The following is a 13,246-nucleotide window of genomic DNA, read 5'->3' as shown; positions in this document are numbered from 1 at the left end:
CCGATGGCCGACCGCTCGGTATGTGCCGCGGCGCCCCGGGATACCATCGCTGACGCCATGCAGACGAATCCCACATACACGAGCCTGGTCGCGGTCGGCGACTCCTTCACCGAGGGCATGTCGGACCTGCTGCCCGACGGTTCGTACCGCGGCTGGGCGGACCTCCTCGCGGCCCGGATGGCCGCCCGCACGCCCGGCTTCCGGTACGCCAACCTCGCCGTGCGCGGCAAGCTCATCGGGCAGATCGTCGACGAGCAGGTGGAGGAGGCGGCGGCCATGCGGGCCGACGTCGTGACGCTGGTGGGCGGCCTCAACGACACGCTGCGGCCCAAGTGCGACATGGGCAGGGTCAAGGGGCTGCTCACGGAGGCCGTGGAGCGGCTGGCGCCGTCGTGCGAGCGGCTGGTGCTGATGCGGAGCCCGGGCCGGCAGGGACCCGTCCTGGAGCGTTTCCGGCCCCGTATGGAGGAGTTGTTCGCCTGCGTCGACGGGCTCGCCGAACGGCACGGCGCACTCGTCGTCGACCTGTACGGGGCGCCGTCGCTCGCCGATCCCCGGCTGTGGGACGTGGACCGGCTGCACCTGACCGCCGAGGGTCACCGCCGGGTCGCGGAGGCGGTGTGGCAGACGCTCGGGCACGAGCCCGAGGACACCGAGTGGCGTACGCCCGTGCCGGCGACCGCGCGTCCGGACTGGCTCACCCGCCGCGTCGCGGACGCCCGCTTCGCCCGGCAGCATCTGCTGCCGTGGATAGGACGGCGCCTGACCGGCCGCTCCTCGGGCGACGGCCGTCTCGCGAAGCGGCCCGAGCTGCTGCCCTACGAGGACCTCGCGCAGCCGCCCACGGCGGCCGACGCGGAGCTCTCGTAGCTTCCCACGAACACCCCCGTGGCGCTGGCCTGCACGAATCGCCAGTAGACTCCGTTTACGTGACTTCAGCGCCCGTCAAGCCCCGCATCCCGAACGTCCTCGCCGGACGGTACGCCTCCGCCGAGCTCGCCACGCTCTGGTCGCCCGAGCAGAAGGTGAGGCTGGAGCGGCAGCTCTGGCTCGCCGTGCTGCGTGGCCAGAAGGACCTCGGCATCGAGGTGCCGGACGAGGCGATCGCCGACTACGAGCGGGTCCTCGATCAGGTCGACCTGGCCTCGATCGCGGAGCGCGAGAAGGTCACCCGGCACGATGTGAAGGCGCGGATCGAGGAGTTCAACGACCTCGCCGGGCACGAGCACGTGCACAAGGGCATGACCTCCCGCGACCTGACGGAGAACGTCGAGCAGTTGCAGATCCGGCTCTCGCTGGAGCTGATGCGGGACCGCACGGTCGCCGTCCTGGCCCGGCTGGGCAGGCTGGCCGCCGAGTACGGTGAGCTGGTCATGGCCGGCCGCTCACACAACGTCGCCGCGCAGGCCACCACCCTCGGCAAGCGTTTCGCGACCGCGGCGGACGAGCTGCTGGTCGCTCACGGGCGGGTCGAGGAGCTGCTGGGACGCTACCCGCTGCGCGGCGTCAAGGGCCCGGTGGGCACGGCCCAGGACATGCTGGACCTGCTCGGCGGCGACACGTCGAAGCTCACGGAGCTGGAGCGGCGCGTCGCCGGGCACCTCGGCTTCGCGCAGGCGTTCACGTCGGTGGGCCAGGTCTACCCGCGCTCGCTGGACTACGAGGTCGTCACCGCGCTGGTGCAGTTGGCGGCGGCGCCCTCCTCGCTGGCGAAGACGATCCGGCTGATGGCCGGGCACGAGCTGGTCACCGAGGGCTTCAAGCCGGGCCAGGTCGGCTCCTCGGCGATGCCGCACAAGATGAACACGCGCTCCTGCGAGCGGGTCAACGGCCTGATGGTGATCCTGCGCGGCTACGCCTCGATGACCGGCGAGCTGGCGGGCGACCAGTGGAACGAGGGCGACGTGTCGTGCTCGGTGGTGCGCCGGGTCGCGCTGCCGGACGCGTTCTTCGCGCTGGACGGTCTGCTGGAGACGTTCCTGACGGTGCTCGACGAGTTCGGTGCCTTCCCCGCGGTGATCGCCCGCGAGCTGGACCGCTACCTGCCGTTCCTGGCCACGACCAAGGTGCTGATGGGCGCCGTGCGGGCCGGGGTCGGCCGCGAGGTCGCCCACGAGGCGATCAAGGAGAACGCCGTCGCCACCGCGCTCGCCATGCGCGAGCGGGGCGCCGAGCGCAACGACCTGCTCGACAAGCTGGCCGCCGACGACCGCCTCCCGCTCGACCGAGCGGGGCTGGACGCGCTGATGGCCGACAAGCTGTCCTTCACCGGTGCGGCGGCCGACCAGGTCGGCGCGGTCGTGGGCCGGATCGAGGAGATCGTGAAGCAGCGCCCGGAGGCCGCGGCCTACGCGCCGGGGGCGATCCTCTGACCCGCTTCACCCCGGCGGAACTCGAGGCCGCCCGCGACCGTCCGGTCCCGGATGTCGTCGCGGACGGCCTGAGGGTGCTGTTCTGCGGCATCAACCCCGGTCTGATGACGGCCGCGACCGGCCACCACTTCGCCCGGCCGGGCAACCGGTTCTGGCCGGTGCTGCACCGGTCGGGGTTCACCCCGCGGCTGATGAAGCCCGCGGAGCAGGGCGAGTTGCTGTCGTACGGGCTGGGCATCACGAACGTCGTGGCGCGGCCGACGGCCCGGGCGCAGGAGCTGACGTCCCAGGAGTACCGCGAGGGCGGGCGGCTGCTGGCGCTGAAGGTGGCGCGGCTGCGGCCGAGGTGGCTGGCCGTGGTGGGCGTCACCGCCTACCGGGCAGCGTTCGGCGACCGCACGGCCCAAGTGGGGCCGCAGGAGCGGACGTTCGGCGACACACAGGTGTGGGTGCTGCCCAACCCGAGCGGGCTGAACGCGCATTGGACGGCCGAGACGATGGCCGAGGAGTTCGCCCGGCTGAGGGTGACCGCGGAGACCGCCTGACCGCTCACCGCGGGGCCGGGTCGGTGACGGGCGTTCACGGCGGGGCCGTGTCGGTGACGGTCGCGAGGAGTTGTGTCTCGTCGGCCCGGTCGGTCCCGTCCGGCCCTGGTCGATCCCGTGCGGCCTCCCAGGCTCACCTCGTCGGTACGGGAGCCGACCTCGGACCAGGGCTGCGGCATCGCCTCATCCCGCGCTCCGCGCACTCCGAGGGTAGGCATGCCCCAAGGGGGCTGCCGCTGCCCCGGCCTACGCGCGCTCGTGCCGTCCCCGGCACTCGCTGCCCCGGCCCGTGCCGAGTACGATCCGCCCAACACGCGCACGAGCTGGGAGGACGGACGGTGGGGCGGCTGACCGGCGGGGACCCCTCGCTGCTGCGAAGGATCAACTCCGCGGTGGTGCTGCACGCACTGCGTGGCACGGACTGCGCGACGCTCACGGAGATCACCCGGGTGACGGGGCTGTCCCGGCCGACCGTCGAGGGCGTCGTGGAGGGCCTGATCGAGGCGGGACTCGTCGTCGAGAAGGCGGCCGAGGAGGGCGCCGCGCGACGGCAGGGACGGCCCGCGCGCCGGTTCCGGTTCCGGGCGGAGGCCGGGCACCTGCTGGGCCTGGAGATCGGCGCGCACCGGGTCGCCGCGCTGCTGGCCGACCTGGACGGCCGCGTCGTGGGTGCCCAGGCCAAGGACGTGGAGGAGACCGCGGAGGCGGACGAGCGGCTGGAGCGGCTGCGCGGCGCGGTGGCCGAACTGCTGCGCAGGGCCGGTGTCCCGCGCAGCTCGCTGCGGGCCGTCGGGGTCGGCACGCCCGGGATCGTCGAGGCGGACGGCACGGTGCGGCTGGGCACCGCGCTGCCCGGCTGGACCGGCCTGCGTCTGGGCGAACGGCTGAGCCGTTCGTTCAAGTGCCCGGTGCTCGTCGAGAACGACGCGAACGCGGCGGCGGTGGCCGAGCACTGGAAGGGCGCCGCCACCGAGTCCGACGACATGGTCTTCGTGCTGGCGGGACTGAGCCCGGGCGCCGGTTCGCTGATCGGCGGGCGGCTGCACCGCGGTTTCGGCGGGGCCGCCGGTGAGATCGGCGCGCTGCACCTGCTGGGCCGGGAGGCGACCCCCGAGACGCTGCTGTCGACGACGGACCAGCCGCTGCATCCGCTGGACGAGCGGGCGGTGGCGGAGGTCTTCGCGCTGGCCCGCCGGGGTGACCGGCGGGCCGGAGCCGCCGTCGAACGGTTCATCCAGCGGCTCGTCCACGACGTGGCGGCGCTGGCACTGGCCCTGGACCCGGAACTGGTCGTGATCGGTGGCTGGGCGGCCGGGCTGGACGGCGTGCTCGAGCCGTTGCGGCGCGAGCTGGACCGCTACTGCCTGCGGCCGCCCAAGGTGACCCTGTCGATGCTCGGGGAGGCCGCCGTGGCGACGGGCGCGCTCCGGCTGGCCCTCGACCACGTCGAGGAGCAGCTGTTCGCGGTGGAGGGCACGGTGACGGCCCGCCGCTCCCGGTGAGGGCCCACCGCTCCCGGTGACGGCCCCCGCCGAGGGGCGGGTCCGGGGGACAGACCCCGGCCGAGGGAGGAGGGACAGACCCTAGGAGGCCTGCTGGTGCGGTCCGTGGTGTATCTCCACGCCGTCCGAGTCCCCGAAGGTCAGCCGGCAGGTGTCGGCGCGGTAGGTGGCGACGGAGATCGCGGCGGTGCGTCCCGCGACGACGAAGCGGGTGGTGACGACGAGGACGGGGGCGCCGGGCAGCCGGTCGAGCTCCTTGGCGTCGTCCGCGCGGGCCGAGCCCAGCTCGACCGAGCGGTCCTGGCCCTCCAGGTCGAGGCGGTGCAGCTCACGCAGCACGGCACGCGCGCGTGCGGGCCCGGACGGCGCGTCGATCGCACTCAGGTCGGGCACCGACCCGTCCGGAACGTAGAGCAGCTCGGCGGCGACCGGCTGGCCGTGGCTCATCCGGGACCGGCGCACCATGTGCACGGACTCCTCGTGGCCGGTCTCCAGGACCCCGGCGATCGCGGCCGGCGGGACGGCCCGGGAGCAGTCGACGCTCTGCCAGGCGTCTCCGGCCACCCCCGGCCAGCCGTGCTGTTCGGTGTCGACGGCCACACCCACGCGTGGCGGTGCGACGGTCGTGCCCACGCCGCGGCGGCGCTGGAGGCGTCCCTCCAGCTCCAGTTGCTCCAGCGCCTGGCGCAGCGTGGCCCGGGCCACACCGAAGCGGGCGGCGAGTTCCCGTTCGTTGGGCAGGATCTCGCCCACCGAGAACTCGGAGTCCAGTGCCTCGCTCAGCACGGTCCTGAGATGCCAGTACTTCGGCTCCGGCACCGATTCCAGCTGCGTGGTCCCCACCCTGTCCTCCGCAATCGCCGTGGTCCGGCCGCGTTTTAGCGCCCTTGTTTATTAAAGGTTGTTGTACTTATCTGCGACGATAAGGCGGACCCCACCCTTGGTCAAGACCAATCCTCGTTCCCTCGGACAGCGCACAGGAGCCTGTCGCGCGGTGTTCACGAGCCGTTCGCACGGCCGGATTCCCGGGCACCACGACGGCGGCCCCCGCCATCGGGACGGGGGCCACGGCAGCTGTGCGGGCACCGGGGCCGCTGTACGGGAGCCTGGTCGCCTCAGCCGGCCAGGGACCGCAGCTTGTCGGGGTTGCGGACGATGTAGACGGTCTGGACGCGCCCGTCGACCACGCCCAGTTGGATGACGCCGTCGGGGTTGCCCTCGGACAGGACCAGGATCGCGGGGCCGCCGTTGACCTCCAGGAAGCGGACGGACGGATCCGGGATGCCCTTCTGCACCACGCCGACCAGGAAGCGGCCCACCTTGTCGGCGCTCTCCAGGATCCGCAGCGGCGCCCTGGATTTGCCGCCGCTGTCGCCCACCAGGCGGGCGTCGGGCGCGAGCAGCGCCATCAGCCCCGCCAGGTCGGCGCCCGCCGCGGCGGCCAGGAACCGCTCGGTGAGGTCGCGTCGCTGGACGGGGTCGACCTCGTAGCGCGGCCGCCGTTCGCCGACGTGCCTGCGGGCCCGGCCGGCCAGTTGGCGCACCGCGGGCTCGCCGCGGTCGAGCAGGGCGGCGATCTCCGCGTACGGACAGCCGAAGGCCTCCCTCAGGACGAACACCGCGCGTTCGAGCGGTGACAGCGTCTCCAGGACGACCAGCACGGCGAGCGACACGGAGTCGGCGAGGACGGCCCGCTCCTCCGTGTCAGGGACGGTCTGCGCGAGGTCCGTGACCAGTGGGTCCGGCAGCCAGGGGCCGACGTACGACTCGCCGCGCGCCTTGATGTGGCGGAGCCGGTCGATGGCGAGCCGGGTGGTGACCCGCACCAGGTAGCCGCGCGGCTCGCGCACCGCGCTCCGGTCGGCGGCGGACCAGCGCAACCAGGTTTCCTGGAGTACGTCCTCGGCATCCGCCACGCGCCCGAGCATGCGGTAGGCGACACCCATGAGGACGGTGCGGTGCTCTTCGAAGACGTCGGTTCCGCTGTCGGTGGTCACGCCCACATCCCAACCGACGTCCGGCGTTCGTGTCCAGGTACCGGGCCGGGAGGCGCTGTGGCCGCGCGGCGGCGTGCGGATCCCGGGGCCGGCGAGATCCCTCGGGATCGAGGGCTACCCGTCGGTAGCAATTGCTGACAGGCTGTCTACCATCGTCCGTCGGCCGAGTCCCCCACGAGGAGCGCCCATGTCCGCCACCGTCTCCTTCGAGGTCCCCTCCGCGCGCGGGCCGCGGACCGTGACCCTCTCCTACGCGCGCGTGGGCGGTGGTGAGCCGTTGCTTCTGCTGCACGGCATCGGGCACCACCGCCAGGCCTGGGACCCGGTGGTCCACCTGCTCGCGGCCGAACGCGAGGTGGTCGCCGTGGACCTGCCGGGCTTCGGGGCCTCCCCCGCGCTGCCCGAAGGGCTCCGGCACGACCTGCCCACGATGAACGTGGTCCTTGGCGCCCTGTGCGAGGCACTGGAGTGGGAACGGCCCCATGTGGCGGGCAACTCCCTGGGCGGTCTGCTGGCCCTGGAGTTGGGCCGCGAGAAGCTCGTACGGTCCGTCACCGCCCTGGCCCCGGCGGGCTTCTGGACGCAGGCCGAGCGGCGCTACGCCTTCGGCGTGCTGCGGACGATGCGCACGCTCGCCCAGCGGATGCCGCTGCCGCTGGTCGAGCGGCTCTCCCGGACGGCGGCCGGCCGCACCGTCCTGACCAGCACCATCTACGCCCGCCCGGCCCGCCGTCCGCCCGAGGCCGTGGTGGCCGAGACGCTCGCCCTGGCCCGGGCGGACGGATTCGAGGAGACCCTTCGGGCAGGTGTCGGCCTCCGCTTCACCGACGTCCTGGCGGGCATACCCGTCACCGTGGCCTGGGGCACCAGGGACCGGCTGCTGGTGCGCCGCCAGGGAGTGCGCGCCCAGCAGATCATCCCCCGGGCCCGGCTCGTGCGGCTGCCCGGCTGCGGGCACGTCCCGATGAACGACGACCCGGCACTGGTCGCGCGCGTCATCCTGGACGGCAGCCGCTGACCGCCACCAGGCCGGGAGGAGGGGGCCGGGAGTAGGGGCCGGGTGGTGTCTCCCGCCCCGAGAAGGGTGTTCGCGCAGGTCGATGCCGGTTGTCAGTGGTCGCCCCTACGGTTTTTCCATGACGCGATCCTTGCAGGCCGTGGCCTATTCCCGACCCTCCGTGCTGGAACCCGCCGCGGGCGGACAGCGCCTGGGACTCGAGACGTCCCGGGGTGCGACACCCACGGGCATCCAGGACCATCCGCGGTTCTTCGCAGGCTTCCTGACGTCCCCTCGGGTTGCGTCCGCCGGACTGCTCGCGGTGGCGGACGTGGCGGCCGCCCGGTACTTCCAGCCGCAGTTGCGCGCCTCCCTCGACCCGGTGGTGACGGGGAACGGCGACCGGCTGCGCTTCGAGTCGTTCTCCGGCTGCTGCGGGGTGTACGCGCGCCTGGACGTGCTGCGCTCCGGCCTGGACGGCGGCGAGGTGGGGCACGGCACGACGAACGTCGACGTCAACAACCCGCTGCGCGAGGCGCTGTCCCGGATCGGCTCGGACGACCCGCTCCATCTGCGGGTGGGTCCGGACGAGCTGGCCGTGACCACCGTGGACGGGCCCGTGGTGGAGAAGAAGGTGCCGCTGCCCGACCGGTGGCTGCGCGGGTTCGCGGAGGCCCAGGTCATAGCCGCCGGTTTCGACCTGCGGGCCGAGCTGCCCGCGGCCGAGGCCGTGCGGTTCCTGCGGTCGCTGCCCCGGAGCGGGCCGCGGAGCGCCACGGGCGGTCCGCGGTGGGTGGTTCCGGCGGGCCGCGCCCTGCGGCCGACCACCCGGCCCGTGCCGGGTGCGGTCTGCCTGCCCGGGCCCGAGCGGCTTGCCGCGCTCCAGCGGGTACTGAGGCATGCGACCGCCCTGCGCGTGTACGGCCCGGCGGTCGCGGGCGCCGCCGCCACGGCCGGTGCCTGGGAGGCGGTCCTTCCGGGCATGCGGCTCACGCTGACCCTGTCGCCGGACGCCTCACGCGGGTTCTCCGGCGAAGGCGGGGTGCTGGACGCGCTCGCCACCGACGAGGCGGCCGAGGACGCGGAGCTGGTCGCGGTGCTGCTGGCCTGGGAGCCCCGCGTCGACGTCGCCGACCTCGCCGCCTCCTCCGGGCTCACCCCGGAGCGGGTTCGCGCGGCACTGGTCCGGCTCGGCACCTCGGGCCGGGTCGGATACGACACCGCCGAGGCGGCGTACTTCCACCGGGAGTTGCCCTACGACGCGGATCGCGCCGAGCGGCACAACCCGCGCCTGCGGGCGGCCCGCGCTCTCCTCGCCGCGGGAGCGGTCGCCCTGGACGGCGCCCTGGCGACGGTGACGGCCGAGGACGGGCACGCACACCGGGTGCGTGAGGACCGGGGCGTACTCAGTTGCAGTTGCCAGTGGTGGGCGAAGTACCGGGGCGGGCGCGGGCCGTGCAAGCACGCGCTGGCGGTGCGGATGGCGCGGCGGGGCACCGCCGCGGCGGAGCAGGACGTGGCACGCGTGGGCGGGGGTGTGCGATGACATCGCTGACGGAGACGGTGCGGGCCGGGCGGACGGCCGAGGTGATCGGCTTGCTGGGCGCCATGACAGCTACCGAACGCCGGTCGCTCTTCCCCGAGTTGAAGGCGCTGCGCAAGGAACTCAGGGCGACGCGCTGGAACGAGCCGTCCCGCCGCGCCTATCCGGCGCTGTACGTGGCCGGGGTCGCGTGCCAGACCGGCGCGGCCGGCGTGGCGAGCTGGATCGCGGCCGCCGACATGCGCTGGTCGGGGGTCTCCCCCGCGGTGCTGCTCCGCGTCCTCGCCGACCGGGAGACCGGCTGGCTCGCCGATCTGGCGAACCGGCTCGCCCAGCGGCCCGCCACCGCGCAGGTGCCCTACGAGCTGATGTCCGCCCTGGTGCGTCTGGCGGACTGTCCGGCGCCGACGACCGACGCCTATGTGCGGGGCTGGGTGCGGCAGGTCCGCGGCAACTGGAGGCGTGGCAACACCCTGCTGGAGCGGCTGCGCACCGACCCGGACCTCGTACCGCTCGTGACCGCGCTCTTCGAGGTGAACGACATCGGCGGCCTGCTGGAATGGACGTCCGACGAGGGCCCCGACAGCTGGCACGAAGCGCTCGCGCGGCTCACCCTGGAGGGCCCGCTCGACCGGAGGGCCACGGTCGACTCCTGCGTGGCCCGGCTCCTGCGGGGCGGCACGAACGCCGACCACCGGGCGTTCCTGCGTGTGCTGACGTCCCTGGCGCTCACGCGCGAGGAGCAGCGGGAGCGGGTGGCCGACTGGGCGGCGCTGGCCTCGGACGCGGTGTCCCCGGTGGCTTCGCACGCCCAGGCGGTGCTCGGCGCGCTGGCCCTGGACGGGCAGTTGCCGCATCGCCACCTGGCGGAGGTGTCCGGTGCGGTGCTGTTCCGGCCGGAACGCAAGCTGGTGCGGGCGCAGCTCGTACTGCTGGGCAAGGTGCTCGCCCGGGACGCAGCGGCGGCGGACGAGCTGCTGCCCGCCGCCGCGCAGGCCTTCGGGCACGAGGACGCCGGCGTGCAGGAGCGGGCGCTCAAGCTCGCCCAGCGGCATGCGAAGAAGGTCCACTCCGCCGAGGTGCGCGCCGACCTCGCCCTGGCTGCCGAGCAGTTGATTCCCTCCCTGCGCGTTCAGGCGGTCCGGTCGCTGGGGGCGGCACCCGCGGAGGCGGCCACGGCGTACGAGGAGGTGCTTCCGCCGGTTCCCGAGCCGGCGCGTCTCGCGCCTGCGGCGGCCTCGGTGGTCGAACTGGCCGAGGAGGTGGGGGCCGCGCTGGCCTCCGACACCGACGTGACCGGTTTTGAACGCGCCCTGGACGGGCTGGTGCGCCACGCCCACCGCGACCGGGACGCCCTGCTTCAGGCGCTGGAACCGGTGATCTCCCGCCAGTGGTGGGACGGGACCGACCCGTTCCACGGCCTGCGACTCGAGTATCAGTTCGGTGGCGTCCGGGGCGGCTTCGACACGTCCGCCGGCCTGGACCTGCTGGTCGTCACACTGCGGGGAAAGCTGAGCACCGCCACCCTGCGCGCCGCGATCCGGCCCGGGGCACGGGACCAGACCTGCGGACACGACGCGCTCTCCCAGGCCTTCGACGCCCGCCTGTGGGAGGTGGCGTACCGGGTCCGCACGGATCCCCTGCCGTTCCTGCTCTCGACGCCCACCTGGAGCACGGGACTGCTGGAGCCGGACGAGCTGGTGGAGCGGCTCGACGCGTACCGGCGGCTCGGGGCGCGCGTGTCGGCGGCCGACTTCGCGCAGGCGCTGCTCCGGGTGCGGCGCGGGGACCGTTCGGTGGCGGCCGCCGCGGCACAGCGGGCGGCGGCCCTGGACACGGCGGAAGGGAGACGGCTCGCCCACTGGCTGACCGCCGGCGCTCCCGTACTGCCGACGATCCGGCGCCGCACGTCGGAGTCACCCGCACTGGTGGAGTCCGGTGAACTTCCCGAGCTGCAAGAAGACTTCCCCGACGCCTTCCGCGCACTGGGCAGGCCGTCGAGCGCCTTCACGAAGGGCCGGTACTGCTCGCACTGGAGCGGCACCCCTCGGCCTCACTGGCCGACCGTGCTGCCCGAACTGCGTGAGCTGGTGGCCGTGCGGGTCCTGCCGGACCTGACCGCCGCGGCCATGGACGACACGCGGGGCGCGGCCTCCGTCCTTCCGTTGCTCGCCGAGTCCGGGGGTGAGGCGGGCAAGGCCACGCACCTGTGCGTGGCGTACGGGCTGGGGGCCCGGCACCCGGAGGACCGGCTGGCCGCCGTCGACGCGCTGCTCGTCCTCGCCGCGCGCGGGCAGCTGGACTCCTCCCGCCTCGGCGCGGACCTCGGGCAGCTGGTGCGGCACGGCGCGGTGAAGCCGCTGCGGCTGGCGGAGTCCCTGCGCACGGCCGCGTCCACGGGTGCGTACGCCACCGTGTGGGCTCTGCTCGGCCACGCACTGCCGCCGCTGCTCTGCGAACTCGCCGCCGACGGACCGGCCGGTCCGGTGCGCGGGCTCGGTGATCTGCTCGCCGTGGCGGCCGAGTGCGCCGAGCGGTCGGGAGCGCGGGGCGACCTGCCGCACCTGGCACGGGCGGCGGACCGGCGCGGCTCCTCGCGCCTGGTCGCGGAGGCCCGCCGGCTGCGCGGCGCACTGGCCCCGGAGGCGGCTGCCTGACCGGCATCCACCCGACACGCCCTGGAAGCACCGCACAGGGCAACCGTGGGAAACAACCACGAGAGGCAACCGCAAGAAACAGCTACGAAAGGGGGCGAATATCGTTTTACTCGTCGGTCACAGTGAGTTCGCGATCACGCAACACCGTTCCGCAACAGTGGTCGTATGACTCGAGACGTGTCGAACACGACGTGGGCGAAGCACGGCCGCCGCGCGCGCCACCGGCGGCGGGTCCTGGTCGACCTGGCCGCACTCTGCGCGGCCGTCGCCGTGGCCGACGGGGTGGCGAACCTGATCGGTCACGGCCCCGACGGCCCGGCCGTGCTGGTGATCCCGGCGTTTGCGCTGGTGGCCACGGCGGCCTTCCACACCTGGTGGGCACGGCGCCACGGCCACGTACCGCCCGCGGACGATAGCGGCGCCCGGCCGCTCGCCGCCGAGCAGGCCGGGCCGACGGCCGTCGGCCCCGCGGCGGCCGAGGCGGTGCCGGGTGACAGCGCGTTGTGGCGGATGCGGACGACCGTGCGGGACGCGCCCGGTTCGCTGGCCGTGCTCTGCGCGGCGCTGGCCGCCCAGCAGGTGGACATCCTGAGCCTGCAGACGCATCCGCTGGCCGAGGGCACGGTGGACGAGTTCCTGCTGCACGCTCCCGGCGGGCTCGACGCGTCCGGTATCACCGTGGCGGTCGCACTGTCCGGCGGCGCCGACACATGGATCGAACGGGCCGACGCGCACGACCTGGTGGACGTACCGACACGGGTGCTGGCACTGGCCGCGCGCACGGCGCTCGACGCGGCGGAACTCCCGCTGGCGCTGCGGAAGTTGCTGGGACGGTGCACCATCCGTTCCCTGCCGGACCGGCCGGCGGCGGCCGAGGGCCCGGCGGAGGCGCCGGCCGAGGGAGCGCTCGAGGACAGGGTGATGCGGCTGCGGGCACCGGAGGGCGGGACGATCATCGTGGAGCGGCCGTATCCGCCCTTCACGCCCACCGAGTTCGCACGGGCACGCGCCCTGGTGGAGCTGGACACCCGGCTGGGACCGCGCGTTCCGCGCGGCCAGGTCGTGCCGGCCCTGCCCGAGGGCGCCGCGATCACCGTGCGCGGGGCCGACACCGACGACCTCGCGGCGGCCAGGGCGATGCACGCGCGCTGCTCGGCGCGCACCCTCGGCCTGCGCTACCACGGACCGGTCGGCGACGCCGACCGCTACCTCGACCACCTGCTGAGCCCGCGGTTCGGCCGCACACTGGCCGCACGGACCGCCTCCGGGCGGATCGTCGGCCTCGGTCATCTGCTGTGGGACGGCGACGAGACGGAGGTTGCGCTGCTCGTCGAGGACGCCTGGCAGCACCGCGGCATCGGCGGCGAGCTCCTGGGCCGGCTGGTGGCGATGGCCGTCGAGGCGGGCTGTGCGAGGGTGTACGCCGTGACGCAGGCGTCCAACACCGGCATGGTCGCCGCCATGCGGGGCCTCGGCCTGCCGCTCGACTTCCAGATCGAGGAGGGCACCGTGGTCATCACGGCCCGGCTGGACGCAGCCCCGGTGGCGTCGCGGCTGCCGTACGACGCCGGGCAGGGGTGGTACGAGGGCTTCCGCCCGCGGGACTGAGCAGCGGCGCCCGGCGGGTGCGCGG

10 protein-coding genes are annotated in these 13,246 nt (G+C 74.2%); 8 read left to right on the top strand and 2 right to left on the bottom strand.

Going from position 1 to position 13,246, the window contains the following annotated elements:
- Positions 1-57 precede the first annotated feature (57 nt).
- The 4 genes from ACIHCX_RS14655 to ACIHCX_RS14640 all read left to right on the top strand — a co-directional run bounded on the left by ACIHCX_RS14655 (position 58) and on the right by ACIHCX_RS14640 (position 4,419).
- Positions 58-870: an SGNH/GDSL hydrolase family protein gene (locus tag ACIHCX_RS14655; protein ID WP_400029325.1), complete on the top strand. Its 813-nt coding sequence runs from the start codon at positions 58-60 to the stop codon at positions 868-870.
- 59 nt (positions 871-929) lie between these two features.
- Positions 930-2,372: an adenylosuccinate lyase gene (gene purB / locus ACIHCX_RS14650; RefSeq protein WP_400029324.1), complete on the top strand. Its 1,443-nt coding sequence runs from the start codon at positions 930-932 to the stop codon at positions 2,370-2,372.
- A complete protein-coding gene (mug, locus tag ACIHCX_RS14645; RefSeq protein WP_400029961.1) occupies positions 2,369-2,917 on the top strand; it encodes a G/U mismatch-specific DNA glycosylase in 549 nt (182 codons plus the stop codon). The genes purB and mug overlap by 4 nt, the downstream gene beginning before the upstream one ends.
- A gap of 338 nt (positions 2,918-3,255) precedes the next feature.
- Positions 3,256-4,419 carry an ROK family transcriptional regulator gene (locus ACIHCX_RS14640; RefSeq protein WP_400029323.1) on the top strand — a complete coding sequence of 388 codons (1,164 nt, stop codon included), beginning with the start codon at positions 3,256-3,258 and terminating at the stop codon, positions 4,417-4,419.
- 81 nt (positions 4,420-4,500) lie between these two features.
- On the opposite strand, the gene ACIHCX_RS14635 is transcribed toward ACIHCX_RS14640, so the two are convergent.
- Positions 4,501-5,262 (bottom strand): GntR family transcriptional regulator, encoded by a 762-nt coding sequence (locus ACIHCX_RS14635; protein WP_400029322.1) that lies wholly within the window; start codon positions 5,260-5,262, stop codon positions 4,501-4,503.
- A 272-nt stretch (positions 5,263-5,534) separates the two neighbouring features.
- Complete coding sequence (gene sigJ, locus ACIHCX_RS14630) at positions 5,535-6,416, bottom strand: RNA polymerase sigma factor SigJ (protein WP_400029321.1); 882 nt, start codon at positions 6,414-6,416, stop codon at positions 5,535-5,537.
- Positions 6,417-6,603: 187 nt separating this feature from the next.
- On the opposite strand from sigJ, the gene ACIHCX_RS14625 reads away from it, so the two are divergent.
- From ACIHCX_RS14625 to ACIHCX_RS14610, 4 genes are all read left to right on the top strand, one after another.
- The gene (locus ACIHCX_RS14625) at positions 6,604-7,434 is read left to right on the top strand and encodes an alpha/beta fold hydrolase (RefSeq protein WP_400029320.1); all 831 of its coding nucleotides are present in this window, start codon (positions 6,604-6,606) and stop codon (positions 7,432-7,434) included.
- A 118-nt stretch (positions 7,435-7,552) separates the two neighbouring features.
- Complete coding sequence (locus ACIHCX_RS14620) at positions 7,553-8,959, top strand: SWIM zinc finger family protein (protein ID WP_400029319.1); 1,407 nt, start codon at positions 7,553-7,555, stop codon at positions 8,957-8,959.
- Positions 8,956-11,613: a DUF6493 family protein gene (locus ACIHCX_RS14615; protein WP_400029318.1), complete on the top strand. Its 2,658-nt coding sequence runs from the start codon at positions 8,956-8,958 to the stop codon at positions 11,611-11,613. Before ACIHCX_RS14620 ends, ACIHCX_RS14615 begins: the two co-directional genes overlap by 4 nt.
- 165 nt (positions 11,614-11,778) lie before the next feature.
- Entirely contained in the window at positions 11,779-13,221 is a 1,443-nt protein-coding gene (locus tag ACIHCX_RS14610) for a GNAT family N-acetyltransferase (RefSeq protein WP_400029317.1), read from the top strand.
- Positions 13,222-13,246 lie beyond the last annotated feature (25 nt).

The sequence above is a fragment of the Streptomyces sp. NPDC052043 genome, from assembly GCF_044548235.1.
Lineage (GTDB): Bacteria > Actinomycetota > Actinomycetes > Streptomycetales > Streptomycetaceae > Streptomyces.
Note: the sequence above shows the minus strand (reverse complement) of the source record. Positions and strands in the feature narration are given on the sequence as shown.

What these genes read in the sequence shown, in the direction of transcription:
- ACIHCX_RS14655 (WP_400029325.1), top strand. Translation starts at nt 58, where the DNA reads ATGCAGACGAATCCCACATACACGAGCCTGGTCGCGGTCGGCGACTCC.
- ACIHCX_RS14625 (WP_400029320.1), top strand. Translation starts at nt 6,604, where the DNA reads ATGTCCGCCACCGTCTCCTTCGAGGTCCCCTCCGCGCGCGGGCCGCGG.
- ACIHCX_RS14620 (WP_400029319.1), top strand. Translation starts at nt 7,553, where the DNA reads ATGACGCGATCCTTGCAGGCCGTGGCCTATTCCCGACCCTCCGTGCTG.
- ACIHCX_RS14615 (WP_400029318.1), top strand. Translation starts at nt 8,956, where the DNA reads ATGACATCGCTGACGGAGACGGTGCGGGCCGGGCGGACGGCCGAGGTG.
- ACIHCX_RS14610 (WP_400029317.1), top strand. Translation starts at nt 11,779, where the DNA reads ATGACTCGAGACGTGTCGAACACGACGTGGGCGAAGCACGGCCGCCGC.